The following is a 26526-nucleotide window of genomic DNA, read 5'->3' on the forward strand; positions in this document are numbered from 1 at the left end:
GAACACCGTGCGCCGCACCGCCGGTTTGCTTCTCACCCTGCCCCTGCTGTTGGCGGTCGCCTGCAGCAGCTCCACCAAGGCGACCAGCCCGGCGACGCCCACGGCGTCCAGCGCGGCCCCCACGGTGCCCGCGCCCGTGAACGAGGCCTCGCCGATGCCGACCCTGTCGGGCGGCGGGTTCGGGAGCAAGGCCACCATCACCATCCCGGACGGCGCGCCGAGCGGTCAGTTCGTGGTGAACACCGTCAGTGAGGGCGACCGCTCCACGGTCAACAAGGGCGACTGGGTGACGGTGAACTACTCGGCGAAGGACTGGACGACGGGCAAGGACCTGCCCAGCTCCTACGACGAGGGCGGCAAGCCGCAGCTGTACCAGGCGGGCAGCGGGCAGCTGGTGCCCGCCTTCGACCAGAGCGTGATCGGCAAGAAGGTCGGCAGCCGGCTGCTGGTGGTGGCCCCGCCGGCCGCGGCGTTCGGCACCCAGGGCAACAACCAGCTCGGGGTGGCGCCGGGCGACACCGTGGTGTTCGTGCTGGACATCATGGAGAGCCTGCCGCAGGACTCCACGCTCTCCGGCACGATGACCCAGCCGCCGGCGAACCTCCCGCAGGTGAAGGACAACGGCAAGGCCGCTGTGACGATCACCATCCCGCCCGGCCAGGCCGCGCCCACCGACCTCCAGCAGGCCGTGCTGATCAAGGGCGAGGGCAAGCCGGTGAAGTCCGGCCAGACCCTGGTCGTGCAGTACACCGGGGTGCTCTGGAGCAACGGCCAGCAGTTCGACTCGTCCTGGAGCCACGGCGGCGCGCAGGCGCTGCAGATCGGCACCGGCAGCGTGATCGAGGGCTGGGACAAGGGGCTGGTCGGCCAGACCGTCGGCAGCCGGGTGGAGCTGGTGGTGCCGCCGGCCCTCGGGTACAAGGACCAGGCGCAGGGCTCCGTCCCGCCGAACTCGACGCTGGTCTTCGTGATCGACATCCTTGAGGCGGTCTGACCGGGCGCCCCGGCCGGCCCTGGGTGCCGGCAGACCCTAGGAAGTGACGGGTGGGGTCCGTACGCTTGGGCGGGCGCTCGCACACGGAAGCGTCCGCCCTCATCCTGACCTGTCATACTGCCCTCGCACTGTGGTAGGCGCCGTCGGCGTCCGGGTTCCGGGCGGCAGTGCGACAGCACTCCGGCGCTCACCACGCCGGCCGAAGACCTCGAAGACCTCGTGGCGAGATGGATGGGGAGTCATGTCTGAGAAAGCGTCGAGCCCGGGCGGGGCCGGCACCGCGAACGGAAACTCCGCCGGTGACCCGGCCGACTCGCGGCCCGGTGGCCCGTTGCCCGGCGACGGTGAGTCGATCGTCGTCCCGCCGTCGATCCTGAAGCACTCGCCCGGCTGGGTGCGGCCGGACGAGGCCCAGGCGAAGCGGGCCGCGGGCGGGACGAAGACCGACGAGGCCCCGCAGATCTTCGCCTCGAACGTGCGCCGCCAGGACACCTCGGAGGCCGGGTACGACGAGAACCCGCCCGGGGTCGGCAGGCTGGGCGTGGTGCTCGGCACCGTGCTGGCCCTGCTGCTGGTCGGCAGCGGCATCACGCTGTACGTGGTGAATCGCGACGGCGGGTCCAAGTCGGACACCACCACGCAGGCCGACGCGGCCAAGTCCGCGCCGCCGACGCCGTCCGCCGAGCCGGTGCCGCCGATCAAGGACACCGCCAAGGTGCTGCCGACCATCACCGGCGAGTTCGGCAAGAAGGCCGGCATCGAGGTGCCCGGCGACCAGGCCGACGGCAGCTTCGTGGTCAAGGTCCTCTCCGAGGGCACCGGCCCCAAGGTCGAGAAGAACTCCTGGACCTCGGTCGACTACACCGCCAAGGACTGGACGACGGGCAAGGACATCCCGAGCTCGTACGACGACGCGGGCAAGCCGCAGATCTTCCAGGCCGGCACCGACGCGCTGATCCCGGCGCTGGACCAGGCCGTGGTCGGCAAGAAGGCCGGCAGCCGGGTGCTCGTGGTGGCCCCGCCGGCCGCCGCGTTCGGCGCGCAGGGCAACCCGAACATGTCGATCGGGGCCAAGGACAACCTGGTCTTCGTCATCGACATCCGCAACAGCAACGCGCCCGACGCGGTGCTCAGCGGCACCGTGACCCCGCCGCCCGCGGACTTCCCGCAGGTGAAGGACAACGGCAAGAAGCCGGCCGACATCACCCCGGTCCCCGGCGCCGCCGACCCGACCGAGCTGAAGTCGCACGTCCTGATCAAGGGCACCGGCCCGAAGGTGGAGAAGGGCGAGAAGGTCGTCGTCCAGTACACCGGCGCGCTGTTCAAGGACGGCAAGGTCTTCGACTCCTCGCTGAGCAAGGGCCAGGCGTTCTCGTTCCCGGTCGGTGGCGGCCAGGTCATCGCGGGCTGGGACCAGGGTCTGGAGGGCCAGACCGTGGGCAGCCGCGTCGAGCTGGTCATCCCCGCCTCGCTGGGTTACAAGGACCAGGCGCAGGGCGACATCCCGGCCAACTCCACCCTGGTGTTCGTCGTCGACATTCTCGATGCGGGTCAGGGCTGATCCACTTTCGGGTGACAATGGTGGGTGTGTGACCTTCGGGACCGGCCGCGTGGCCGAGCCCGCACGGGCGGCGGGCGCCCGTACCGTGGTCCGGGTAACGGACCGGGTACGGGTGCCCGCCGCCTGGTCATGAACCGAACCAACCGCGAGAAGAGGCAGATGTGAGCAACAAGACGAAGCCGGAGATCGACTTCCCGGGCGGCGACGCGCCCACCGAGCTGCAGATCCGCGACATCGAGGTCGGCACCGGCGAGGAGGCCAAGCCGGGCCAGGTCGTCGAGGTGCACTACGTCGGCGTCACGTTCGAGTCCGGTGAGGAGTTCGACGCCAGCTGGAACCGCGGCAGCAGCTTCAAGTTCCCGCTCGGCGCCGGCCGCGTCATCAAGGGCTGGGACCAGGGCGTCGTCGGCATGAAGGTCGGCGGCCGCCGCGAGCTGGTCATCCCGGCGCACCTGGCGTACGGCAACCAGTCGCCGTCCCCGCTGATCCCGGCGGGCTCGACCCTGATCTTCGTCGTCGACCTGCTGGGCGTCTGAGCCGGTCGTGACCGAGGGCCGCACCCCCACCCCGGGGGTGCGGCCCTCGCGCGTTCGCGGACTCGGCTTTTGCAGTGCGTACCGCTACCGGTACGGTCGGTCCCGCCGGGTCGACCACCGCCCGGCGGGCGCACCCCGCGCGCGGCGCGGCACACCGGAAGGGTCAGCGATGGCGATCGCCAAGGCAGAGCGGCTGATGAATCTCGCCCTGTGCCTGATGAACACCAGACGTCCGCTCTCCAAGAAGGAGCTGCGGGAATCCATCGAGGCGTACCGCGAGGCCTGGCAGAACAGCAGCGAGGACGCCTTCAACCGGATGTTCGAGCGGGACAAGGACGACCTGCGCGAACTCGGTCTGGTCATCGACGTCGACGAGAACGCCCTGGACGGCGAGCTCGGCTACCTCGCCCGCGCCGACCGCAACCGGCTGCCGGAGATCGCCCTCGACGCCGAGGAGGCCGCCGCGCTCACCCTCGCCGCCCGGGTCTGGCAGCAGGCCAAGATGTCCGGCGCGGCCAGCGGCGCCCTGCAGAAGCTGCGCGCCGCCGGCGTCCCGTTCACCGAGACCGAGAGCCGCAGCGCCCTCGAACCGCGCATCCCCGCCCGGGAGGCCGCGTTCGAACCGCTGCTCACCGCCGCCCGCGACCGCCGCCCGGTCACCTTCGAGTACCGCAAGGCCGGCGCCGCCGCCGCCGAGCAGCGCACCGTGGAGCCCTGGGCGCTGGAGTGCTGGCGCGGCCACTGGTACCTGGCGGGCTGGGACCGCGACCGCTCCGACGCCCGGGTCTTCCGGCTCAGCCGGATCACCGGGAAGGTCCGCACCCGCTCCGGGGCGTTCCTCGGCACCGTCCCCGAGCACGTCGACGTCCGTGCCACGGTCGCCAAGTTCGCCGGTGAGGGCGCCACCGCGACGGCGGTCGTCAGGGTCCGCCGCGGGGCCGGCTTCCCGCTGCGCACCAAGGCGCTGAGCACCCGGCCGCAGTCCGCGGCCGACGAGGGCTGGGACGAGCTGGAGATCCCGTACGGCAACGGGCTCGGCGCCGACCTCGCCGAGTTCGGGCCGGACGTGCTGGTGATCGGCCCCGAGGAACTGCGCGCCGACGTGATCGAGCGGCTGCGCGCGGTGGCCGGGGCGGGCGGCGCCGAGGGCGCCGCGGTGGAGAGTGCTGAAGGAGTGCGGGCATGAGCAACGCGATCGACCAGACCCGGCGGATGCTCTCGCTGGTCACCTACCTGCGCGAGCGGCCCGGCGCCGAGGTCGCCGAGGTGGCCCGGGCCTTCGGGATCACCGAGCGCGAGCTGATCGGCGACCTCAACGTGCTGCCGATGTGCGGCACCAGCTTCCGCGGCGGTGACCTGCTCGACATCGACACCGACGGCGAGCGGATCTGGTGGCACAACGTCGACGACGTCGCCCAGCCGCTGCGGCTGGCCGCGGACGAGGCGACCGCGCTGCTGGTCGCCGCCCGCGCGGTGGCGGGCCTGCCCGGTCTGCGGGCCGGTGACCGGGAGGCGCTCACCCGGGCCGTCGCCAAGATCGAGAACGCCGCCGGGGACAGCGCCGAGGGCAGCGCCCGGGTCGGTGTCACCTTCGAGGCGGAGAGCCACGTCTTCGCGGACATCGACCGTGCGCTGAGCGAGGGCCGGCGGCTCTGGCTGCGGTACTACTCGCACGGGCGCGGTGGCATGACCGAGCGCGAGGTCGACCCGATCCGGCTGCTCACCGAGGGCCACACGTACCTGGAGGCCTGGTGCCGGACCTCCGAGGACCACCGGATGTTCCGGCTCGACCGGGTCGCCGAGATCAAGGTGCTGGACATCCCCTCCGACCCGCCCAGGCGGGAGCCGCGCGACCTCTCGGGCGGGCTGGTCAACCCGTCCGCGACCGACCCCGAGGTGGTGGTCGAGGTGTCCTCCGGCGGGCGCTGGGTGGCCGAGTACTACACCCACGACCGGGCCGAGGAACTGCCCGACGGCGGGCTGCGGATCACCCTGCGCAGCGCCGACCCGTCCCAGCTGCGCCCGCTGGCGCTGCGGCTCGGCCGGGACGGGCGGATCGTCTCGCCGCCGGCGCTCGCCGAGCAGGCGCGGTCGGCGGCGCTGGAGGCGCTGGCCGGCTACGGGGAGGGGCAGGTCTGAGCCGTGGAGCCGGGTACCAGATTCAAGGTCTACTGCTCGGAGTGCCGGGAGAAGGTGGAGCTGCCCGCCGAGGAGTTCCGCCTCACGCTGGGCCGGACGCCGGCCCAGTCGCACTACAGCTTCGGCTGCCCGCTCTGCGGCGCCTCGGTCCGCAAGCAGGCGGGGGAGAAGATCGTGGCGGCGCTGACCGGCGCCGGGGTGCGGACGATGCGCCTCGTCCCGGCCGGGGGGCCGGGTGCGGCGGGGGCCGTCCTGCCGTCGGGCGGGACGGGTCGGGCCGAAGCCGGCGGATAGGGTGGGGGCCATGTCCTGGATGCTCGTCGCCGCCGTCCTGCTCGCCACCGCCGGTCTGCTGGTCCTCGGTGTCCTCGCGATCCGGCTCTGGCTGGACGTGCGGACGCTGGCCAAGGGAGTGGACACCGCCTCCCGGGCGCTGGCCGAGGCGGCCGGCGACCTCGCCGCGGCGGTTCCGGGCCGCTGAGCGGGCGGCCGGCCCGGGCGGGCGGCCGGTGACGGTTGACCGTCGCGAGGACTTCGGGGGTACGGGGGCTGCTGCCCGGAGGTTCGGGCGGGTTACGCTCTCAGCAGGCTCCTGAAGTGCGACGGGGGCCGCTGTCCTGTTCGGGCGGCCGTCGTCAGGGCGTCACTCGCAGCGGTTACCATCCCCGCAGCGGTGGCCTGCCGGTGTGCCGCCATGACTGAAGGTGGTCGAACATGCGGATCTCGCCGACCGCGATCCTGGTGATCGTGGTTCTTGCCATTCTGCTCTTCGGCGCCAAGCGGCTGCCCGACCTGGCGCGCTCGCTCGGCCAGTCCATGCGGATCCTGAAGAGCGAGACCAAGGCGATGCGTTCGGACGGTGCGGCGGACGAGAGCGCGCCGGCCCAGCCCGCGCCCGCCGTCGCGGCCGACCCCGCGAAGACGATCCAGGCCGCGCCGGGGGCGTCCGGGACGGCCCGGCCGGTGGCCGAGCAGCCCACCGGGACGGGAACGGACGGTGGCGGCCCGCGTTGAGCGGTCCGCGGCGCACGGGGTGCACGTGACGCAAGCGACTAGTGAGGCCCGTCGACCGGCGGGGCTCGACGCACGAGTTGAGGACCGGGGTTGAGCAAGCTCTCGAAGGCGTCGAAGACGTCCAAGGATCCTGAGGGGCGGATGGCCCTCGCCGACCACCTGCGGGAACTGCGGAACCGGGTGGTCAAGTCGGTCCTGGCGATCGTGGTCATCACGATCGTCGCTGCGATCTACCACAAGCAGCTCGAAGACTTCCTGCTGAAGCCGCTGCCGCACTGCACCGTGGAGACCGCCGACCAGTACCACGGCAAGTGCGCCCAGGTCTCCAACATCGGTCTGACCGCCGGTTTCACCTGGATGCTCAAGGTGTCGCTGACGGCCGGTGTGGTCGCGGCCGTGCCGGTCTGGCTCTACCAGGTCTGGGCCTTCGTCGCGCCGGGTCTGCACCGGCACGAGAAGAAGTACACGATCATCTTCATGGCCTGCGGGGCGCCGCTGTTCCTGGCCGGCGTGACCTGCGCCATCCTGGTCCTGCCGACCACGGTCGACGTGCTGATCTCGTTCACCCCGAACAACACCACGCCGATCCTGCCGCCCGAGGACTACCTCGACATCGCGACCCGGATGGTGCTGGTCTTCGGCCTCGCCTTCGAGTTCCCGCTGCTGCTGGTGATGCTGAACATGGTCGGCATGGTCACCGGCAGGCGGCTGCTCGGCTGGTGGCGCGGAATGGTGCTGGCGATCACCGTCTTCGCCGCCTTCGCGACGCCGAGCGCCGAGCCCGTCAGCATGCTGGTGCTGGCCGCGCCGATCTGGGCGCTGTACTTCGTCGCGGTCGGGATCGCCATCGTGAACGACCGGCGCAAGGCCCGTCGCAACCCGGACCTCGGGCTGGACGACGAGGAGGCCTCGCACCTGGACCTCTCGGTGCAGCCGGTGGGGGGCACGGAGGCCGTCGAGGCCTCCGGCACGCCGGTGATCCCGGCGCCGGTCACAGCCGCCCGGCACGAGCAGATGGACGACATCACGTGATGGGCTGACCCGCCTCGAAAGACCCCGGCCCCGCCGTCTCCCGGCGGGGCCGGGGTCTTTCGCGTGGGCCCCGCCGTCGAGGGAAGCCGCCGGTGGGGCGCCGTGCGGGGGGTTCCGGGGCCGGCCTCCCGGCCCGGAGCTGACCGGTCGGCGGGGCGCTCTTGGCAGGCACGATGGCATGTGACATATTACTGCGGTGTCCACGCCTCAGAGACCTCCCCTGGATGTCGTCGTGGTCGGCGCCGGCGTGGTCGGTGCCGCCTGCGCCTACTACGCCGCCCGCGCCGGGCTCGCCGTCGCCGTCATCGACCGGGGCCCGGTCGCCGGTGGTACCACCGGCGCCGGTGAGGGCAATCTGCTGGTCTCCGACAAGGAGCCCGGGCCGGAACTCGACCTCGCGCTGCTGTCCACCCGGCTCTGGCGCGAGCTCGCCGAGGAGCTCGGCGCCGCCGTCGAGTACGAGCCCAAGGGCGGTCTGGTGGTCGCCGACACCCCGGCCCGCCAGGACGCCCTGCGCGCCTTCGCCGCCGAGCAGGGGACGGTCGGCGTCACCGCCGAGGAGATCCCCGGCGAGCGGCTGCGCGAACTCGAACCGCACCTCGCCCCCGGGCTGGCCGGCGGGTTCCTCTACCCCCAGGACGCCCAGGTCCAGCCCGCCCTGGCCGCCGCGCACCTGCTGCGCGCCGCCCGCCGCGCGGGCGCGGTCCTGCACACCGGCGAGACCGTCCGGGCGGTGACCACCGGGCCGGACGGCGCCGTACGCGGCGTCGTCACCGACCGGCGCCGGCTGGCGGCGCCGGCCGTGATCAACGCCGCCGGCACCTGGGGCGGCGAGCTGGCCGCGCTGGCCGGCGTGCACCTGCCGGTGCTGCCCCGGCGGGGCTTCGTCCTGGTGACCGAGCCGCTGCCGCGGATCGTCCGGCGCAAGGTCTACGCGGCCGACTACGTCGCGGACGTGGCCAGCGGTTCGGCCGCACTGCAGACCTCGGCGGTGGTCGAGGGCACCCCCGGCGGTCCGGTGCTGATCGGCGCCAGCCGGGAGCGGGTCGGCTTCGACCGGACCCTCTCGGTGGAGGTGCTGCACCGGCTCGCCGCGCAGGCCGCCGCGCTCTTCCCGGTGCTCGCCGACGTCAGCGTGGTCCGCGCCTACCGGGGGTTCCGCCCGTACCTGCCGGACCACCTGCCCGCGATCGGCGCCGACCCGAGGGTGCCGGGGCTCCATCACGCCTGCGGCCACGAAGGGGCGGGCATCGGGCTCGCCCCGGCGACCGGGCTGCTGATCAGCGAGCAGCTCACCGGCAAGCGGCCGGAGCTGGACCTCGCGCCGTTCCGGGCGGACCGCTTCCCGGTCGGGGCGTGAGCCCGTCCGCGGACGGACGGGCTCGGGGACGGACGGGCTCAGGGACGGACGGGCCGGGTGGGGCGGCCGAGCGGTGCAGGACCGCGCGGGCGGATCAGAGGAACTTCGGAATGGAGAACGCGCGGATGAACCCGCCGATGCGACGCCGGACCCCGGCCGCGCTGGTCGGGGCGGAGCCGGGGCCCGCCCACACCATCGACTTCGACGGCCGGCCGGTGCCGGCCCTGCCCGGCCAGTCGATCGCCGCCGCGCTCTGGGCGGACGGCGTGCTGGCCTGGCGCACCACCCGGGTCGGCGGCAGGCCGCGCGGGGCGTTCTGCGGGATCGGCGCCTGCTTCGACTGCCTGGCCGTCGTGGACGGCCGCCCCAACCAGCGCACCTGTCTGGTGCCGGCCGAGCCCGGTACCGTCGTCACCACCCAGGAGGGCAACGGCCGTGCCGACCTCGCCGTCTGAACCGTCTGAACCGTCTGATGCGTTCGAAGCGTCCGAGCCGTCCGGGCTGTCCGCGGCGTCCGGGCCCGCCGAGCGGGGCGGTTACGACCTCGCCGTGATCGGTGCGGGCCCGGCGGGCCTCGCCGCGGCCGTGGCCGCCGCCGACCTCGGCCTGCGCTGCGCCCTGCTCGACGCCGGCCCGCGCACCGGCGGCCAGTACTACCGCCACCCCGCGCCCGGGCTGGGCGCCACCCGGCCCGACCGGCTGCACCACGGCTGGTCCGTCTACACCGGGCTGGCCGACCGGCTCGCGGCGCACCGCCGCACCGGCCGGGTGGACCTCCTGGGCGGTCACCAGGTCTGGGCCCTGGAGCGCCCGGCCGACACCGGCTGGGCGGTGCACGCCACCCTCGGGCCGGCCGCCGACGAGCGGGCCACCGTCCGGGCCGCCGCCGTCCTGCTGGCCACCGGCGCCTATGAGCGGCAGCTGCCGTTCCCCGGCTGGACGCTGCCCGGGGTGGTCACCGCCGGTGGGGCGCAGGCCATGCTCAAGGCGGGCCTGGTGCTGCCGGGCCGGAGGATCGTGGTGGCCGGCAGCGGGCCGCTGCTGCTCGCGGCGGCGTCCTCGCTGGTCACCGCCGGGGCTGAGGTGCCCGAGGTGGTCGAGGCCACCGGCTACCTCGGTTACGCGCGGCGCCCCGACGTGCTGGCCGCCGTCCCGGCCAAGCTCGTCGAGGGCGCCGGCCACGGCGCCGCGCTGCTGCGCCACGGCGTCCGGCTGCGCCGGCGCAGCGCCGTCGTCGAGGCGCACGGCACCGACCGGGTCACGGCCGTCACCGTCGCCCGGCTGGACGCCGACTGGCGGCCGGTGCCCGGTACCGAGCGCCGGATCGCCTGCGACGCGCTCGCCGTCGGCCACGGGCTGCTGCCGCAGATCGAGCTGGCCACCGAGCTGGGCGCCGCGACCAGGACGACGCCCGACGGGGCCGTCGCCCTCGCGGTGGACGCCCGGCTGCGGACCACCCTCCCCGGCCTCTGGGCGGCCGGCGAGACCTGCGGGGTCGGCGGCGCCGACCTGGCGATCGCCGAGGGGGAGCTGGCGGCCCACGCGGTCGCCGGGGCCCCGGCCCGGACGGCGCTGCTGCGCCGCCGTGCCCGGCTGCGCGCCTTCGCCGAGCTGATGGCGGCGGCGCACCGGCCCGGCCCCGGCTGGACGGGGTGGCTGCGCCCGGACACCGACGTCTGCCGCTGCGAGGAGGTGCCGGTGGCCCGGATCACCGAGGCGGTGGAGGAGCTCGGCGCGGGCGACGCGCGGACCGTCAAGCTGCTCACCCGGGCCGGGATGGGCTGGTGCCAGGGCCGGATGTGCGGTCCGGCGGTGGCCTGCCTCTCCGGTGCCGGCGAGTCGCGGGCGGACAGCCGCCCGCTGTCCTGCCCCGTCCCGCTCTCGCAGCTCGCGGCCGGTCCGCCGGCCCCCTGAACACGTGGCGCGGGGCTCTTGTCTCCGCCTGCGACGTCTAATAAAATGTCACACCTCACCAAGGAGTCAGCTGTGTCCCACACCCCGCACGACACCACCCGTCCCTGGCGCGGCATCATGGTCGCCACCACGATCCCGCTGCGCCCGGACCACTCCGTCGACTACGACGCCTACGCCGAGCACGTCCGCTGGCTGATCGACTCGGGCTGCGACGGCGTCGTCCCCAACGGCTCCCTGGGGGAGTACCAGACGCTCACCGCCGAGGAGCGGGCCAAGGTCGTCGAGGTCGCCGTCGAGGCGGCCGGCGACGGCTCCCGGGTGATGCCCGGGGTGGCCGCGTACGGCAGTGCCGAGTCCCGCCGCTGGACCGAGCAGGCCGCCGAGGCGGGCGCCGGCTCCGTCCTGCTGCTGCCGCCGAACGCCTACCGCGCCGACCACGACGCCGTCCGGGCCCACTACGCCGAGGTGGCCAAGGCCGGCCTGCCGGTCGTCGCCTACAACAACCCGTACGACACCAAGGTCGACCTCGTCCCCGCGCTGCTGGCGCGGCTGCACGGCGAGGGCTCGATCGTCGCCGTCAAGGAGTTCAGCGGCGACGTCCGCCGGGCGTACGAGATCGCCGAGCTGGCCCCCGGGCTCGACCTGCTGATCGGCGCCGACGACGTGCTGCTGGAGCTGGCCCTGGCCGGCGCGGTCGGCTGGATCGCCGGGTACCCGAACGCCCTGCCGGCCGCGAGCGTCGCCCTGTACCAGGCCGCCGTCGCCCACGACCTGGACGTCGCGCTGCCGCTCTACAAGGCCCTGCACCCGCTGCTGCGCTGGGACTCCAAGACCGAGTTCGTCCAGGCGATCAAGCTCTCGATGGACATCGTCGGCCGCCCCGGCGGTCCCACCCGCGAGCCGCGGCTGCCGCTCGGCCCGGAGATCGAGGCGGCCGTCCGCGCGGCCACCGAGAAGGCACTGGCCGAGGGGCTCGGGTAACCGACCCCGCTGCCACCGGGTGCGGCCGGCTGCTGGGGCAGCCGGCCCGGCCCACCACCCCACCCACCCCCGACGGGAGTCGCCACCAAATGCGCAGCCGCCACGTGTTCCACGCCGTCGACTCGCACACCGAGGGCATGCCGACCCGGGTCGTCACCGGCGGCTTCGGTGTCATCCCCGGTGCCACCATGGCCGAGCGCCGGGTGCACTTCCAGCAGCACCTCGACCACTTCCGGACGCTGCTGATGTACGAGCCGCGCGGCCACGCCGCGATGAGCGGCGCCGTCCTCCAGCCGCCGACCCGCCCGGACGCCGACTTCGGGGTGCTCTACATCGAGGTCTCCGGCCTGCTGCCGATGTGCGGCCACGGCACCATCGGCGTGGCCACCGTCCTGGTCGAGACCGGCATGGTGCCGGTGGTCGAGCCGGTCACCACGGTGCGGCTGGACACCCCGGCCGGGCTGGTGACCGCCGACGTGCGGGTCGAGGACGGCGCCGCCACCGCGGTGACCATCCGCAACGTGCCCTCGTACGCGGTCGCCCTGGACCGCAAGATCGAGGTGCCCGGGTACGGCACGGTCGGCTACGACCTCGCGTACGGCGGCAACTTCTACGCGATCCTGCCGCTCGCCGAGTTCGGGCTGCCGTTCGAGCGCGAGCGCAAGCAGGACATCCTGGACGCCGGACTCGCCCTGATGGAGGCCGTCAACGGCGGCCCGGACCGGCCGGTGCACCCCGAGGACCCGTCGATCCACAGCTGCCACCACGTCCAACTGCTCGCGCCCGGCTCCACCGCCGAGCACTCCCGGCACGCGATGGCCATCCACCCCGGCTGGTTCGACCGCTCGCCGTGCGGCACCGGCACCTCCGCGCGGATGGCCCAGCTGCACGCCCGGGGCGAACTCCCGCTCGGGCGGGACTTCCGCAACGACTCCTTCATCGGGACGACCTTCACCGGCCGCCTGGTGGAGGAGACCGAGGTGGCCGGACGGCCCGCCGTGGTGCCGACCGTCACCGGCCGGGCCTGGATCACCGGCACCGCCCAGTACTTCCTCGACCCGAGCGACCCGTTCCCGGCCGGGTTCCTGCTCTGAACCGCCTGAACACCCCGAAGGGCTTCCTGCTGTGACGATCCTTTCGTACAACCCCGCCGATCCCGAGGACCTCGTGGCCGAGGTCGACGCGCCCGGTGCCGAGGCCGTCCGGGCCGCCGTCGGGCGGGCCCGGGCCGCGCAGCCCGGCTGGCTCGCCGCCGGGGCCGCCGCGCGCTCGGCCGCGCTCACCCGGTTCGCCGGGGCGGTCGAGGAGCGCGCCGAGGAGCTGACGGCGCTGATCGTCCGCGAGGTCGGCAAGCCGGTGGCCGAGGCGCGCGGCGAGGTCGGCCGCACCGCGGCGATCCTGCGCTACTACGCGCAGGCGCCGTACGCGCCCGCCGGCGCCGTCCACGAGACCGCCGCCGGCGAGGGCCTGCTGCTCACCCGCCGCCGCCCGTACGGGGTGGCCGGGCTGATCACGCCGTGGAACTTCCCGCTGGCGATCCCGGCCTGGAAGGCCGCGCCGGCGCTGGCGGTCGGCAACACCGTGGCGCTCAAGCCCGCGCCGGAGGCCACCGCCTGCGCGCTGCGGCTGGCGGAGCTGGCCTCGGCGGCGGGTCTGCCCGAGGGCGTGTTCACCGTGCTGCCGGGTGGGGCGGAGGAGGGCGCGGCGCTGGTCGACACGGCGGACGTGGTGTCGTTCACCGGCTCGACGGGCGTCGGGCGGGCCGTGGTGCGGGCCGCCACCGAACGCGGCGTCCCGGTCCAGGCCGAGCTGGGCGGCCTCAACGCCGCCCTGGTGCTGCCGGACGCCGACCCCGAGCAGGCCGCCGCCCACCTGGCGGCCGCCATCGCCGGGTACGCCGGGCAGAAGTGCACCGCCACCAGCCGGGTGATCGCCGTCGGCGCGGCCCACGAGCCGCTGCGCGCCGCCCTGGTGAAGGCGCTCGGCCTGGTCGACGACGCGGCCTGCGGGCCGGTCATCTCGGCCGCCGCCCGGGACCGGCTCACCGGCGCCGTCGAGTCCGCCCGCGCCGCCGGGGCCACCGTGCTCACCGGCGGGGGCGTCCCGGAGCGGCCCGGCTGGTACGTCGAGCCGACCCTGCTCGCTGACGTACCGGCCGAACACCCGCTGCGGCGCGAGGAGTTCTTCGGACCGGTGGCCGTCCTGCTGGCGGCCGCGGACCTGGACGAGGCGATCGCGCTCGCCAACGACACCCCGCACTCGCTGGCCACCTCGGTGCACAGCCGCAGCCTGGACGTGGCGCTGGCCGCCGCGGACCGGCTGGACGCGGGCATGATCCGGATCAACGCGCCCTCCAGCGGCGTCGACTTCCACCTGCCGTTCGGCGGCGCCAAGGGCGCGAGCCACGGGGAGCGGGAACAGGGCGCGGCCGCGCTCGACTTCTACACCGCGAGCCGTACCGTCAGCGTCCTCCCGGCCGGTGGCGCGTGATGCGGGTCAGCGCCGTGGACTACCACTGCGCCGGCGAGCCGTTCCGGATCGTCGTCGGCGGCGCCCCCGGCGTGCCCGGGGACAGCGTCGCCGAGCGGCGGGCCGTCGCGATCGGCGCGGGCGGCACGGCCACCGCGCCCCGGCCGGGCCCGCTCGACGAGGTGCGGCGACTGCTCGTCCGGGAGCCGCGCGGGCACGCCGGGATGTACGGCGGCTTCCTGGTGCCGCCGGACGACGACGAGGCGCACCTCGGCGTGCTCTTCTGGCACAAGGACGGCTACTCCACCGCCTGCGGCCACGGCACCATCGCGCTCGGCGCCTGGGCGGTGGACTCGGGGCTGGTCCGGGCCCCGGACGACGGGGTGGCCCGGGTGCGGATCGACGTGCCGTCCGGGCGGGTCACCGCCGCCGTGCACCGCGCCGGCGGGCGGACCACCGGGGTGACCTTCCGCAACGTACCGGCCGTCGTCAGCGCGCCGAAGCTGGCGGTGCGGACCTCGCGCGGCACCGTGGAGGTGGCCGTCGCGCACGCGGGCGCCTGCTACGCCAGCGTGCCGGCGGCCGCGCTGGGGCTCGCCGTCGAGCCCGGTCTGCTGCCCGAACTCACCGCCGTCGGGCGGGAGATCCGGGCCGCCCTGGCCGACTCGCCGGCAGTCCGGCACCCGACCGACCCGCGGCTCTCGGGGGTCTACGGGGTGATCCTCCACGACGAGCTGCCCGAGGGCCCGGCCGGGCCCGCCCAGCGCAACGTCACCGTCTTCGCGGACGGCCAGATCGACCGCTCGCCGTGCGGCTCCGGGACGTCGGCGCGCCTCGCCGTGCTCGCCGCCGAGGGGCGGCTGGCCCCGGGCGGGGAACTGCGCCACGAGTCGCTGATCGGGACGGTGTTCACCGGCCGGGTGCTGCCCGGCGGCGACCCGCTCGGCGCCGGTGTGGTCACCGAGGTCACGGGCACCGCCCACCGCACCGGTGAGCACACCTTCCTGCTCGACCCGGACGACACGCTGGGGACGGGGTTCCTGCTGTGACCGCCCGCCGTCCCGAACCCCTCCTGCTGCCCGGCGCGGCGGCTGAGCCGCTCCAGCGCGTCGCGCCGGGCTCCGACCGGCCGGGCGCGGCCGGGCCTGTTTCCGAGGCCGGCCCGGTTTCCGAAACCGGGTCTGTTTCCGAGGCCGGGCCGGTCCACGTCGTCGGGCCGGGCGCGGTCGGCTCGTTGGGCCCGGCCCGGGCGGCCGAGGCGATCGAGCGGGTGCTGCTGGCCGGGCTCGACCCGGAGGCCGGGCCCGCCCGGTCGGCGGTACCGGTGCCGGCGGGCGAACTGCTGCTGATGCCGGCGGCCACGGCCGAGTACGCCGGGGTGAAGATCGCCGGGGTGGCCCCCGGGAACGCCGCCCTCGGCCTGCCCCGGATCACCGGCAGCTACCTGCTGCTGGACGGCCCGACCCTGCGGCCCGTCGCCCTGCTCGACGGCGCGGCGCTCACCGCGCTGCGCACGCCCGCCGTCACCGCCGTTGCGCTGCGGCGCCTCGCCGCGCCGGACGCCGCGCACCTGGTCCTGTTCGGGGCCGGCCCGCAGGCGTACGGGCACCTGGACGCGCTGCTCGCCGTCCGGCCGCTGACCAGGGTCACCGTGGTGGCCCGCAGCGAGGCGCCCGCCGAGGCGCTGGCCGGGTACGCGCGCCGGCTCGGGCTCGGGGCCACGGTGGGCACGGCCGCTGCGGTGGCCGAGGCGGACCTGGTGGTCTGCTGCACCACCGCGCGTACGCCGCTGTTCGACGGCGCGCTGGTGCCCGACCACGCGGCGGTGGCCGCGGTCGGCTCGCACGAGCCGGACGCGCGGGAGGTGGACGCGGTGCTGGTCGGCCGGGCCGAGCTCTACGTGGAGGCGCGGGCGGCCGCGCTGCGGGAGGCGGGGGACCTGCTGATGGCGGGGGTCACCGGCGCCGGTCCGCTCTGGAACCTGGCCGAGCTGGTGCGCGGCGAGGTGCCGGTGCCGAGCGACCGGCCGCGGTTCTTCAAGAGCGTCGGGATGGCCTGGCAGGACCTCGCCGTCGCGGCGGAGGTCCACCGGCGGGGCTGAGCCGGGCGGCGGCGGAGGTCCACCGGCGGGGTGGCCGCCGACCGTTGCGACGGGCGGCGGCCACTGCCACGATGGGCCCGCCGGGACGGGGCCGCCGCCGGCTGTCCGAATCACGAAATGTTGCACACTCAACGTAACGTGACATTGTACGCTGGTGTTCTGCGACCCATCCGGAGGAACACCATGGCCGACCTCAAAGCCCGCACCCTGATCTCCGTGCAGGAGCGGCTGCGCGACCAGGTCGCCCACGCCCTCCGCGCCGCACTGATCTCCGGCGAGCTGCGCCCCGGCGTGGTGTACTCCGCGCCCGCGCTCGCCGCCGACTTCGGCGTCTCCGCCACCCCCGTCCGCGAGGCGATGCTCGACCTCGCCCGGGAGGGCCTGGTCGAGGCCGTCCGCAACAAGGGCTTCCGGGTCACCGAGCTGACCGAACGCGACCTCGACGACTTCACCGAGATCCGCGCCCTGATCGAGGTCCCGACCGTCGGCCGGGTCACCCGCACAGCCACCGCCGAGCAGCTGGAGGCGCTGCGTCCGCAGGCGGAGGCGATCGTGGCCGCCGCCCGCAAGCACGACCTGATCGGCTACCTGGAGGCGGACCGCCAGTTCCACCTCGACCTGCTCGGCCTGGCCGGCAACGCCCGCCTGGTGGAGGTCGTCGGGGACCTGCGCAAGCGCTCCCGGCTCTACGGCCTGAACCGCCTCGACCAGCGCGGCGAGCTGGTCTCCTCCGCCGAGGAGCACCTGGAGCTGCTCGACCTGATGCTCTCCGGCGACGCGGAGGCCGCCGAGGCCTGCATGTCCCGCCACCTCGGCCACGTCCGCTCGCTCTGGGCGGCCGGCCAGGAGGAGGCGGAGGAGGAGGCCCGCCCGGCCCTGCGGCTGCGGGCCCGGTAACGGCCCCGGACCGCTCGTTCGGGTGAAGACCGACGATCGGGCGGCGGGCGGGGCAGGCGCTCTACGATGATGCTCTCGACATCGGCAGTCGGGAGGACCTCCATGTCCGCCGCAGTGGAAGAGCCCGGTGAGCGGCTGATGCTGCTCGAAGCCGCCGAGCTGATCTCGGCCCGGCTCGCCGGCTACCGGGTCGAGATCATCGGGAGCGGGATCACCGTGACGCCGCCGTCGGACCTGCGGCACGGGCGATCGCTGACCAGGCTCACGCGCAGGCTCGTCGCGGCCGGGCTGGACGACGGGGAGGCGGAGGTCTTCCAGGGCGTCGCCGTCCGGCTGCCGGACGAGCCGTCGGGTTTCGCCGTACCCGACCTGGCGGTCCTCGACGCGGACAGCGACGACCGACTGGCCGGGCTCAACTGCTACGACCCCGCGGCCTTCCGCCTCGTGCTGGAGGTCACTTCCTCGAACCTCGGCGACGACCTGACGAAGAAGCCCGCCGCCTACGCCTCCGCCGGGCTGCCGGTCTACGTCATCGTGGACCGGACCGATCAGCGGGTGAGGGTGCTGACCGAGCCGTCGGACGGCGAGTACCGCGTGCACGCCGTCCACCACCCCGGGCAGTCGTTCACGTTGCCGGAGTCGATCGGGGCCTCGGTGACGCTCTCGGTGGACGACGTCCTCACCACGAAGAAGCGGCTCACACCGCCGCCGGCGCCGTGAGCCGGCCGTCGTGGACCTCGGCGACGCGGTCGACGGCCGTGAGGTGGGCCCGGTCGTGGGTGACCAGCACGGTGGCGGTGGCGCGGCGGTGGGTGAGTTCGGTGATCAGGTCGATCACGGCGGCGCCGCGCTCGTGGTCCAGCGCGCTGGTGGGCTCGTCGATCAGCAGCACCGTCGGGTCGTTCATCAGGGCGCGGGCGATGTTGACGCGCTGGCGCTGGCCGCCGGAGAGCTGGTGCGGCCGGCGCGCCGCCTGGTCGCGCAGTCCGACGGCGGCCAGGAGCTCCAGCGCGCGGGGGAGGGCGCTGCGCGGGGAGCGGCCGTCGAGGTGGGCCATCACCTGGAGCTGTTCGGCGGCGGTGAGCGAGGGCAGCAGGTTGGCCTGCTGGAAGACGATGCCGATCCGGCCGCGACGCAGCGCCGTCAGCTCGGCGCGGTTCAGTCCGGTGGTCTCGACGCCGTCCACCACCACCCGGCCGGTGTCCGGGGCGGTCAGCGTGGCGGCGACCGCCAGCAGGCTGGACTTGCCGGAGCCGGACGGGCCGACCACCGCGGTGATCGAGCCCTTCGGCACGGTCAGCGAGACGTCGTCCAGCGCGGTCAGCCGGCCCTCGCCGTCCGGGTAGGTGAGGGTCACGCGGTCGAGGTGCAGGCTCATCGGGCACTCCCCAGGGCGGTCAGCGGGTCGACGGAGGTGATCCGGCGGATGGACAGGGCCGCGCCGACCGCGCCGAGCGCGATCATCACGACGGCCGGGACGAGGACGGTCGGGGCGTCCAGGACGAACGGCACCGCCGAGCCGAGCAGGGTGCCGGCGCTGACCGCGATCGCGGTGCCGGCGGCCGTGCCCAGCACCAGCAGCAGGACCGCCTGGCCGAGCGCGTCCGTGAGCAGGTAGCGGGTGGAGGCGCCGAGTGCCTTCAGTACCGCGACGTCGCCGCTGCGCTGGATCGTCCAGACGGTGAAGAAGGCGCCGATCACCAGCGCCGAGATGGCGAACAGGAAGCCGCGCATCAGTTGCAGCGAGCCGTTCTCCGAGGTGTAGGAGCCGATCGCGGCGAGCGCGTCCGTCCGGCTCCGGGTCTCGGTGCCGTACCGGGCGTCCGCCGTGCCGAGGTCCGCGCCGGGGGCCGTGGTCAGGGCGATCACGGTGGCGTGCCCGGCGCCGCCCGGGGCGACCGCCTGCCAGTCGGTGAGGCTGGTCCAGACGACCGGGGTGTGGCTGAAGGAGGCGTCGCCGGCCACCGCCGCGACCTGGAGCGGGCGGCCCGCCAGGGTGAAGGCCGCGCCGGGACGCAGCCCGCCGAGCTCCTCGGCGGCGGCCTGCGACAGCACGGCCCGGCCGGGGCCGACCGCCTCGCCCCGCGGGGCCAGCGGCGAGCCGTCCGGCACGCCGAAGGCGGAGAGCGCGGTGGTGCGCTGCCCGGCGGCGGCCTTGGTGGTGGTGATCCCGAGTGGCTGCGCGGCCGTGACCCCGGGGGCCCGCGCCCAGCCCTGCCACTGCTCGGGGGTGACCTGGGAGTCGGTGAAGGAGAGCCGCTGCCCGTCGGCGGGGACGGCGAAGGCGAGGTGGTCGGCGGGCAGGCCGGTGATCGCCGAGACGTTCTGCCGGCCGAGCCCGGCCGTGAGGCCGGACAACAGGCCGACCAGTACGGTGATCAGCACGACGACGGTTCCCATCAGGGCGAACCGCCCCTTCGCGAACCGCAGGTCCCTCCAGGCGACGAACACGTCCGGGCTCTCCTCTTCCTCGGGTCCCGCCGCGGCTCGCGCAGCGGCGGCGACGCTCACCACCGTCCCGCGGAAGGGGGCAGTCGGGCATCGCGCGCGGGATTGGAACCTCGGCATCGAAGGGGAGAGGCGGAGTTCAACCTTTCGATTGATCCGTCCGGGCGGTACGGACCCTAGGCTGGACGGATGGCGACCGAACGACCTCGAACCACCCCCGTCGCCCGCGTGCTCCAGGTCTGCCTGCACCTGCTGGTGGCGGGCCTGCTCGCACTCGCCGTGGCCCGTGCCGTGGTCGGCCGCGGCGCCGAGGCGGCGGCCGTCGTCGCCGCCGGTACCGCGATGGCCGCGGTGTACGCGGCCGGGCCGCTGGTCGGGGCCGTCCGGCGGTCGCGGTGGTCCACCGTCCTCTGGCTGGCCGTGCTCGGTGTGTCCTGGGTGGGAGTGCTGACCACCACCCAGGACGGCGTCTGGCTCGCCTTCCCGCTGTACTTCCTGGAGCTGCACCTGCTCGGCCGCCGGGGCGGGCTGGTGGCCGTCGCCGTCACCGCCGTCACCGCGGTGGTCGCGTGGTCCTGGCACCAGCACACCGTCGGCTTCGCCGCGGCGATCGGGCCCACGCTCGGTGCGGCCGTCGCCGTCGTCACCGTCTTCGGCTACCAGGCGCTCTACCGGGAGAGCGAGGAGCGCCGCCGGCTGATCGACGAGCTCACCGCCGCCCGGGCCGGCCTCGACGCCGCCCACCACACCGCCGGTGTGCTGGCCGAGCGCGAACGGCTCGCCCGGGAGATCCACGACACCCTCGCCCAGAGCCTGTCCAGCATCCAACTGCTGCTGCGGGCCGCCCAGCGGGCCCTGCCCGACCGGACCGAGGCCGCCGCCGACTACGTCGAACAGGCCCGTCGGGCCGCCCAGGACAACCTCGCCGAGGCCCGCCGCTTCGTCCGCGCGCTGACCCCGCCCGATCTGGAGAGCGGCTCGCTGGCCGGCGCCCTCGAACGGCTCTGCGCCACCACGACCGCGCACGCCGGCCTGCCCGTCCGGCTGCACGTCTCGGGCGACCCGGTGCGGCTGCCGGTGCCGCACGAGGTCGCGCTGCTGCGGATCGCGCAGTCCGCCCTGGGCAACACGGTGCGGCACGCGAAGGCCTCGCACGCCGAGGTGACACTCAGCTACATGGAGGGCGAGGTCGCGCTGGACGTGTTCGACGACGGAGCGGGCTTCGACCCGGCGCGGGCGGCCGCCGACGCCGGCGGGGACGGCGGCTTCGGCCTGCCGTCCATGCGGGCCAGGGCGCGGGCGCTGGGCGGTACCTTCGCCGTGGAGTCCGCCCCGGGAGAGGGGACGGCGCTCGCCGTACTGCTGCCCGTCGCCCCCACCACCGAGGAATCCCCGTGACCGACGCCGTGATCCGCCTGCTGCTCGCCGACGACCACCCGGTGGTCCGGGCCGGGCTGCAGGCCGTCCTGGAGAGCGAACGGGACTTCGTCGTCGTCGCCGAGGCCGCCACCGCCGAACGGGCCGTGCAGCTGGCGGCGGAGGTCGAGGTGGACGTCGTGCTGATGGACCTGCAGTTCGGGCCGGGCTCGGCGATGAACGGCGCCCAGGCCACCGCCGCGATCACGGCCCGGGCGGCGGCGCCCCGGGTGCTGATCGTCACGACCTACGACAGCGACGCGGACACCCTGCCCGCGCTGGAGGCCGGGGCCACCGGGTACCTGCTGAAGGACGCGCCGCCGGAGGAGCTGGCCCGGGCCGTCCGCTCGGCCGCGCAGGGGCGGACGGCGCTGGCGGCGGCGGTGGCGGACCGGCTCCTGGAGCGGATGCGGACGCCGTCGGCGGCGCTGAGCGCGCGGGAGACGGAGGTGCTGGGACTGGTCGCGGACGGGCTGACCAACCAGGGGATCAGCCAGCGGCTGCATCTGAGCCAGGCCACGGTGAAGTCCCACCTGGTGCACGTCTACGCCAAGTTGGGGGTGGACTCGCGGACGGCGGCGGTCCGCGAGGCACGGGCGCGGGGGCTGATCCGCCGGGGGGCCTGAGGGTCGCGGGCGTAGGGTTGGGCGGAGCCCGAAGCCGTCACGCGCAGTGGAGGAACCCGGAATGGCCGTCCGCCTCGACGAACTCGCCGTGCCCGTCATCGCCGCGCCCATGGCGGGCGGGGCGACCACCCCGGAGCTGGTCGCCGCGGTGAACGCGGCCGGGGGCCTGGGGTTCCTCGCCGCCGGGTACCGGAGCGCCACCGCGATGGTCGAACAGATCGACCGGGTCCGCGAGTTGACCGACCGGCCGTTCGGCGTGAACCTCTTCGTGCCCGCCGCGCCCGGCGATCCGCGGGCCGTCGCCGCCTACCGCGCGCGGCTGCTGCCGGAGGCGCGGCGCCTGGATGTCCGCCTGCCGGAGGAGATCGCGCCGGACCGCGACGACTGGGACGCCAAGATCGCCGCACTGCTGGCCGGGGCGCCGGCCGTCCCCGTGGTGTCGTACACCTTCGGGCTGCCCTCGCCCGAGGAGGCGCGGGCGCTGCGGGCGGCCGGGATCCACCAGGTCGCCACCGTGACCACGCCGCAGGAGGCGCGCCGCGCCGAGGCGGTCGGGGTGGACGCCCTCTGCGTGCAGGGCCCGGAGGCGGGCGGCCACCGGGCCACGCACGGCGTGGCGGACCGGCCGGGGGACGTCCCGCTGCTCCGGCTGCTGCCCGCCGTGGGCGCGGTGACGGCGCTGCCGCTGATCGCGGCGGGCGGGCTCGCCGACGGGCCGGCGGTCGCGGCCGCGCTGCGGGCCGGGGCGGTGGCCGTCCAGGTGGGGACGGCGCTGCTGCGCGCGGACGAGTCCGGGGCGAACGCGGCGCACCGGGCCGCGCTGACCGAACTCCCGGAGACGGTGGTGACGCGCGCGTTCACCGGCCGCCCGGCGCGCGGGCTGCGCAACGCGTTCATCGACCGGTACGAGCCGTACGCCCCGGCCGCCTACCCGGAGGTGCACCACCTCACCCAGCCGCTGCGGGCGGCGGCGGCCGCCCGGGCGGACACCGCGGCGATGCACCTGTGGGCCGGCACCGGCCACCGCGCGGCCCGCGGCGGCCCGGCCGCGGAGATCGTCGGCGAGCTGTGGCGGGCGGCCCGGAGCTGAGGCGGACGGCCACTCGCCCCCACCGGGCGCACACCGGGGGCGCGAGGGATCGGCCGGGTCGTCCCCCGAGAGGGTGGCGGGACGGCGGAGCCGCGCTACGGCCGGGCCGGTGTGGGGGGAATGGGCCGGTGAGGGAGCGCGCGCATGAAGGGTCGTGGCTGGACCGAGGTGGGGGCCGAGGCGCAGCGGCGCGATCCCGCGCTGGCGACGCCGGAGGCGGAGGCGGGGCGGGCGCGGATGCGGCAGGAGTCGTTGGCGCGGATCCGTGGTCACGAGCTGGCGGAGCTGCGGCGGAAGGTGGGGCTGACGCAGAAGGAGGTGGCGGGGCTGCTCGGGGTGAGCCAGGCGCGGGTGTCGCAGATCGAGCACGGGCAGGTGGACAGCCTGGACACCTGCGGGTCTACGCGGCGGCGATCGGCGGCGAGGTGGAGGTCACCGTGCGGCAGGGGGACCGGACGATCAAGGTGGCCTGAGCCGGCCCCCTGCCCGTGGCGCGGTGGTGGTCAGGCGAGCAGTTCGGCCATCCAGGCTTCGACGGCGGTGGCGGTGCGGGGGAGTGCCTCGGACATCAGCCGGGCGCCGTCGGCGGTGATCACGAGGTCGTCCTCCAGGCGGATGCCGAGCCCGCGCAGTTCCAGCGGGAGGGTCTCGTCGTCGGGCTGGAGGTAGAGGCCGGGCTCCACGGTGAGGACGTGGCCCTCCTCCAGGACGCCGTCGAGGTAGGTGTCGGCGCGGGCCTTGGCGCAGTCGTGCACGTCCAGGCCGAGCATGTGGCCGCTGCTGCAGAGGGTGTAGCGGCGGTAGAGGCCGCTGTCCTCGGCGAGGGCCTGCTCGGCGGGGATCCGCAGCACGCCCCAGTCGGCGAGGCCCTCGGCGAAGACCCGCATCGCGGCGAGGTGGAAGTCGCGGAACCGCGCGCCGGGGCGCAGCGCGGCGATGCCGGCGTCCTGGGCGGCCAGCACCAGGTCGTAGGCCTGGCGCTGGGCGGGGCTGAAGGTGCCGCTCAGCGGAAGGGTGCGGGTGATGTCGGCGGTGTACAGGGTGTCGGTCTCGACGCCGGCGTCGAGCAGCAGCAGGGCGTTCGGGTCGAGCGCGCCGTCGTTGCGGATCCAGTGCAGGACGCAGGCGTGGGCTCCCGAGGCGCCGATGGTGTCGTAGCCGGTGCCGTTGCCCTCGGCGCGGGCGCGCAGGTTGAAGATCCCCTCGATCCAGCGCTCGCCGCGCGGGTGGCGCAGGGCGGCGGGGAGGGCGCGGACGACGTCCTGGAAGCCGAGCACGGTGTGGTCGACGGAGAGCTGGAGCTGTTCGACCTCCCAGGCGTCCTTGACCAGGCGCAGCTCGGACAGCACCGAGGCGAGGGCGGCGTCGTCCGCGCGCCGGGCGGGTGAGCCGGGCCGGTCGGTGGCGGCGTCCAGGGCGGTGTCGACGCCGGCCAGCACGCGGGTGGCGGGCTGCGGTCCGGTGAGCAGCTTGTCGAGGTCGTCGAGGTGCTCGGTGCGCAGGCCGGTGAGGCGGGTGGCCTCGGCGAGGTCGGGGCGGCGGCCGACCCAGAACTCGCCGTAGCGGCGGTCGCGGTAGAACTCGCCGCCGCGGGCGGAGTCGCCGCCGCGCGGTGAGCGGGGACGCAGGTAGAGGACGGGCTCGTGGCCCTCGGGGCCGGCGGGCTCCAGGACGAGGACGTGGCCGGGCTGGTCCTCGCCGGTGAGGCCGGTGAGCCAGGCGTAGGCGCTGTGCGGGCGGAACCGGTAGTCGTCGTCGTTGCTGCGCACCTTGAGCTCGCCGGCCGGGACGATCAGGCGTTCGCCGGGGAAGGCGGCGGAGAGCCGGTCGCGGCGGCCGGGCATGGCGGCGTACCCGGGGACGCGCCGGTCGTCGGTGAGCGGGGTGGGGGCCCAGGCGGTGGCCATGTAGGCCTCCAGGGCGGGGGAGGTCGGCAGGTCGTGGCTGCTGGTGTTGAGACCGGTCTGACGGAAGGTCACCGGGGGGACTCCTATGCGGGGCGGCGGGGTGGCACGGACACAGCTCGATAACGGGACGCGTCATCTCTTGTGCAGTGCAATTTCACATTACTATGTTACGGGTCACACCGCGGAGCGGCCAGACCTGTCGAGGCGCCCTCCCGGTCGATCCCCGGATCACCTCCGGGGTCGGACGACGGGCCATCAACGGCGGCCCCCCACTGCGGAGTTGCACATGAACAGGCGCACCCACGCCGCCCTCGCGGCGGCCCTCGCGGCGACACTCACCCTCGGCCTCGGGGCCTGCAAGAACGACAAGAGCGACACCGCCGGTGACACCACGGCCGCCGGAACCAAGGGCCCGGGCGCGGCGGCCGGCTCCATCGTCGGCGGCTCCCCGGTCAAGGGCGGCACGCTCACCGTGCTGACCAACCAGGACTTCGCGCACCTCGACCCGGCCCGCAACTGGGTGCTGCCGCACATGGACTTCGGCACCCGGCTGATCTACCGCACGCTGGTCACCTTCAAGTCCGAGCCGGGCAGTGCCGGCAGCGAGATCGTCCCGGACCTCGCCACCGACCTCGGCAAGTCCTCCGACGGGGGCAAGACCTGGACCTTCACCCTGCGCGACGGCCTCACGTACGAGGACGGCAGCCCGATCAAGTCCGCCGACGTCAAGTACAACGTCGAGCGGTCCTTCGCCCCGGACCTCACCGGTGGCCCCGACTACGCCATCCAGTACCTGGCCGGCGGCGAGAACTACAAGGGCCCGCTGAACGGCGAGCACCTGCCCAGCATCGAGACGCCGGACGACAAGACCATCGTCTTCCACCTGAAGCGCCCGGTCGCCGAGTTCTCGTACACCGCCACCCTGCCGACCTTCTCGCCCGTGCCGCAGTCGCAGGACAAGGGCACCCAGTACGACTCGCGGCCGTTCTCCTCCGGCCCGTACAAGATCGCCTCCTACGACCGCGGGAAGCAGCTCGTGCTGGTCCGCAACACCAACTGGGACCAGGCCTCCGACACGGTCCGCAAGGCGTACCCGGACAAGATCGTGGTCACCCAGGGCCTCAAGGGCGGTCAGGCCGACGACCGGGTCATCGCGAGTGACGGCGCCGACGCCTCCACCATCGAGATGCCGTGGATGCAGCACGAGTCCGTCTCGAAGGTGCTGCCCAAGGCGGACGTCAAGGCCCGCATGGTGGCCGAGCAGACCGGCTGCACCGACATGCTGTACCTGAACACCGCCAAGGCGCCCTTCGACGACCCGAAGGTGCGCGAGGCGATGATGTACGCCGTCGACCGCGAGGCCCAGGTCACCGCCTTCGGCGGCCCGGCGATGGCGGACGTCGCGACCTCCTTCCTGCCGCCCTCGCTGACCGCCGGGGCCAAGGCCGATCCGCTGAAGATCCCGGCCGCCGGTGACCCGGAGAAGGCCAAGGACCTGCTCAAGGCGGCGGGCAAGACCGACCTCAAGGTCTCGCTCCTCGTGTCCATCGGTGACAAGAGCCGCGGCGAGGCGCTCCAGCAGTCGCTGGCCAAGGCCGGCGTCCAGGTCACCGTCAACACCGTGGACGCGTCGGCCTTCTCCGACACCGTCGGCGACACCAAGAACGCCCCCGAGCTGACCATCAACGGCTGGTGCCCGGACTACCCGTCCGCCGCGACCTTCCTGCCCTTCCTCTTCGACGGCCGCACCATCAAGGAGAAGGGCAACCAGGGCAACTACAGCCAGTTCCGGGACCAGGCCACGATGGACCGGATGGACCAGATCGCGGCCATGACCGACCTGGCCGAGGCCAACGCCGCCTGGAAGCAACTGGACGAGGACCTGGTGAAGAAGGCCCCCGCCGTGCCGCTGATGTGGCAGCGCCGCCCGCTGCTGGTCGGCACCAACGTGGCCGGCGCGTTCGGCAACTCCGGCTACGCCGGCATGATCGACATGGCTGTGGTCGGCCTCAAGGACCCCGCGAAGAGCCAGGGCTGAGGG

26 protein-coding genes and 1 pseudogene are annotated in these 26526 nt (G+C 74.7%); 24 read left to right on the forward strand and 3 right to left on the reverse strand.

Translation table 11 applies throughout. The annotated features are described in order from the left end of the window. Window positions 1-7: 7 nt before the first annotated feature. The 19 genes from ABT263_RS15315 to ABT263_RS15405 all read left to right on the forward strand — a co-directional run bounded on the left by ABT263_RS15315 (window position 8) and on the right by ABT263_RS15405 (window position 17718). Window positions 8-994: an FKBP-type peptidyl-prolyl cis-trans isomerase gene (locus tag ABT263_RS15315; RefSeq protein ID WP_329486928.1), complete on the forward strand. Its 987-nt coding sequence runs from the start codon at window positions 8-10 to the stop codon at window positions 992-994. A 241-nt stretch (window positions 995-1235) separates the two neighbouring features. Then, entirely contained in the window at window positions 1236-2555 is a 1320-nt protein-coding gene (locus tag ABT263_RS15320; RefSeq protein WP_329486927.1) for an FKBP-type peptidyl-prolyl cis-trans isomerase, read from the forward strand. A gap of 161 nt (window positions 2556-2716) precedes the next feature. Continuing rightward, window positions 2717-3091 carry an FKBP-type peptidyl-prolyl cis-trans isomerase gene (locus ABT263_RS15325; RefSeq protein ID WP_329486926.1) on the forward strand — a complete coding sequence of 125 codons (375 nt, stop codon included), beginning with the start codon at window positions 2717-2719 and terminating at the stop codon, window positions 3089-3091. Window positions 3092-3260: 169 nt separating this feature from the next. Next, window positions 3261-4277 (forward strand): helix-turn-helix transcriptional regulator, encoded by a 1017-nt coding sequence (locus tag ABT263_RS15330; RefSeq protein WP_329486925.1) that lies wholly within the window; start codon window positions 3261-3263, stop codon window positions 4275-4277. Then, window positions 4274-5230, forward strand: a complete 957-nt coding sequence (locus tag ABT263_RS15335; RefSeq protein WP_352290955.1) for a helix-turn-helix transcriptional regulator — start codon at window positions 4274-4276, stop codon at window positions 5228-5230. The genes ABT263_RS15330 and ABT263_RS15335 overlap by 4 nt, the downstream gene beginning before the upstream one ends. A gap of 3 nt (window positions 5231-5233) precedes the next feature. Then, window positions 5234-5524 carry a hypothetical protein gene (locus tag ABT263_RS15340; RefSeq protein ID WP_352290956.1) on the forward strand — a complete coding sequence of 97 codons (291 nt, stop codon included), beginning with the start codon at window positions 5234-5236 and terminating at the stop codon, window positions 5522-5524. 10 nt (window positions 5525-5534) lie between these two features. Beyond that, window positions 5535-5711, forward strand: a complete 177-nt coding sequence (locus ABT263_RS15345; RefSeq protein WP_329486922.1) for a hypothetical protein — start codon at window positions 5535-5537, stop codon at window positions 5709-5711. A 233-nt stretch (window positions 5712-5944) separates the two neighbouring features. After that, window positions 5945-6244 (forward strand): Sec-independent protein translocase subunit TatA, encoded by a 300-nt coding sequence (gene tatA / locus ABT263_RS15350; protein ID WP_329486921.1) that lies wholly within the window; start codon window positions 5945-5947, stop codon window positions 6242-6244. A 141-nt stretch (window positions 6245-6385) separates the two neighbouring features. Next, window positions 6386-7276: a twin-arginine translocase subunit TatC gene (gene tatC / locus ABT263_RS15355; protein ID WP_380387404.1), complete on the forward strand. Its 891-nt coding sequence runs from the start codon at window positions 6386-6388 to the stop codon at window positions 7274-7276. Between the two features lie 196 nt (window positions 7277-7472). Further along, window positions 7473-8636: an NAD(P)/FAD-dependent oxidoreductase gene (locus tag ABT263_RS15360; RefSeq protein WP_329486919.1), complete on the forward strand. Its 1164-nt coding sequence runs from the start codon at window positions 7473-7475 to the stop codon at window positions 8634-8636. A 110-nt stretch (window positions 8637-8746) separates the two neighbouring features. Next, window positions 8747-9091, forward strand: a complete 345-nt coding sequence (locus ABT263_RS15365) for a (2Fe-2S)-binding protein (protein WP_329486918.1) — start codon at window positions 8747-8749, stop codon at window positions 9089-9091. Window positions 9092-9185: 94 nt separating this feature from the next. After that, a complete protein-coding gene (locus ABT263_RS15370; protein ID WP_352290958.1) occupies window positions 9186-10550 on the forward strand; it encodes an FAD/NAD(P)-dependent oxidoreductase in 1365 nt (454 codons plus the stop codon). Window positions 10551-10667: 117 nt separating this feature from the next. Continuing rightward, entirely contained in the window at window positions 10668-11531 is an 864-nt protein-coding gene (locus ABT263_RS15375; RefSeq protein WP_380387401.1) for a dihydrodipicolinate synthase family protein, read from the forward strand. An 89-nt stretch (window positions 11532-11620) separates the two neighbouring features. Then, window positions 11621-12625: a proline racemase family protein gene (locus ABT263_RS15380; RefSeq protein WP_329486915.1), complete on the forward strand. Its 1005-nt coding sequence runs from the start codon at window positions 11621-11623 to the stop codon at window positions 12623-12625. Between the two features lie 31 nt (window positions 12626-12656). Beyond that, a complete protein-coding gene (locus ABT263_RS15385) occupies window positions 12657-14021 on the forward strand; it encodes an aldehyde dehydrogenase family protein (protein ID WP_352290959.1) in 1365 nt (454 codons plus the stop codon). Continuing rightward, window positions 14021-15049: a proline racemase family protein gene (locus ABT263_RS15390; protein ID WP_329486914.1), complete on the forward strand. Its 1029-nt coding sequence runs from the start codon at window positions 14021-14023 to the stop codon at window positions 15047-15049. The genes ABT263_RS15385 and ABT263_RS15390 overlap by 1 nt, the downstream gene beginning before the upstream one ends. A gap of 185 nt (window positions 15050-15234) precedes the next feature. Further along, on the forward strand, window positions 15235-16101 hold the full coding sequence (locus ABT263_RS15395) for an ornithine cyclodeaminase family protein (RefSeq protein WP_352290999.1): 867 nt from the start codon (window positions 15235-15237) through the stop codon (window positions 16099-16101). A gap of 183 nt (window positions 16102-16284) precedes the next feature. Further along, window positions 16285-16998, forward strand: a complete 714-nt coding sequence (locus tag ABT263_RS15400) for a GntR family transcriptional regulator (RefSeq protein WP_352290960.1) — start codon at window positions 16285-16287, stop codon at window positions 16996-16998. A gap of 102 nt (window positions 16999-17100) precedes the next feature. Further along, complete coding sequence (locus ABT263_RS15405; protein ID WP_352290961.1) at window positions 17101-17718, forward strand: Uma2 family endonuclease; 618 nt, start codon at window positions 17101-17103, stop codon at window positions 17716-17718. Here the strand turns inward: ABT263_RS15405 and ABT263_RS15410 are convergent. Next, window positions 17696-18376: an ABC transporter ATP-binding protein gene (locus ABT263_RS15410; protein ID WP_352290962.1), complete on the reverse strand. Its 681-nt coding sequence runs from the start codon at window positions 18374-18376 to the stop codon at window positions 17696-17698. The genes ABT263_RS15405 and ABT263_RS15410 overlap by 23 nt on opposite strands. Next, complete coding sequence (locus ABT263_RS15415) at window positions 18373-19449, reverse strand: ABC transporter permease (RefSeq protein WP_352290963.1); 1077 nt, start codon at window positions 19447-19449, stop codon at window positions 18373-18375. The genes ABT263_RS15410 and ABT263_RS15415 overlap by 4 nt, the downstream gene beginning before the upstream one ends. A gap of 186 nt (window positions 19450-19635) precedes the next feature. On the opposite strand from ABT263_RS15415, the gene ABT263_RS15420 reads away from it, so the two are divergent. From ABT263_RS15420 to ABT263_RS15435, 4 genes and pseudogenes are all read left to right on the forward strand, one after another. Next, window positions 19636-20844 carry a sensor histidine kinase gene (locus ABT263_RS15420; protein WP_352290964.1) on the forward strand — a complete coding sequence of 403 codons (1209 nt, stop codon included), beginning with the start codon at window positions 19636-19638 and terminating at the stop codon, window positions 20842-20844. After that, window positions 20841-21488 (forward strand): response regulator, encoded by a 648-nt coding sequence (locus ABT263_RS15425; RefSeq protein ID WP_352290965.1) that lies wholly within the window; start codon window positions 20841-20843, stop codon window positions 21486-21488. Before ABT263_RS15420 ends, ABT263_RS15425 begins: the two co-directional genes overlap by 4 nt. A gap of 61 nt (window positions 21489-21549) precedes the next feature. Continuing rightward, the gene (locus ABT263_RS15430) at window positions 21550-22578 is read left to right on the forward strand and encodes a nitronate monooxygenase (RefSeq protein ID WP_352290966.1); all 1029 of its coding nucleotides are present in this window, start codon (window positions 21550-21552) and stop codon (window positions 22576-22578) included. Window positions 22579-22815: 237 nt separating this feature from the next. Continuing rightward, window positions 22816-22908, forward strand: a pseudogene (locus ABT263_RS15435) (hypothetical protein); the annotation flags it as partial. A gap of 173 nt (window positions 22909-23081) precedes the next feature. Here ABT263_RS15435 and ABT263_RS15440 read toward each other — a convergent pair. Further along, window positions 23082-24557, reverse strand: a complete 1476-nt coding sequence (locus ABT263_RS15440; RefSeq protein WP_352290967.1) for an aminopeptidase P family protein — start codon at window positions 24555-24557, stop codon at window positions 23082-23084. A gap of 214 nt (window positions 24558-24771) precedes the next feature. Here ABT263_RS15440 and ABT263_RS15445 point away from each other — a divergent pair, with 214 nt between their 5' ends. Continuing rightward, complete coding sequence (locus ABT263_RS15445; protein ID WP_352290968.1) at window positions 24772-26523, forward strand: ABC transporter substrate-binding protein; 1752 nt, start codon at window positions 24772-24774, stop codon at window positions 26521-26523. The last annotated feature ends 3 nt before the right edge of the window (window positions 26524-26526 follow it).

The organism is Kitasatospora sp. NPDC001603 (assembly GCF_040298365.1).
GTDB lineage: Bacteria > Actinomycetota > Actinomycetes > Streptomycetales > Streptomycetaceae > Kitasatospora.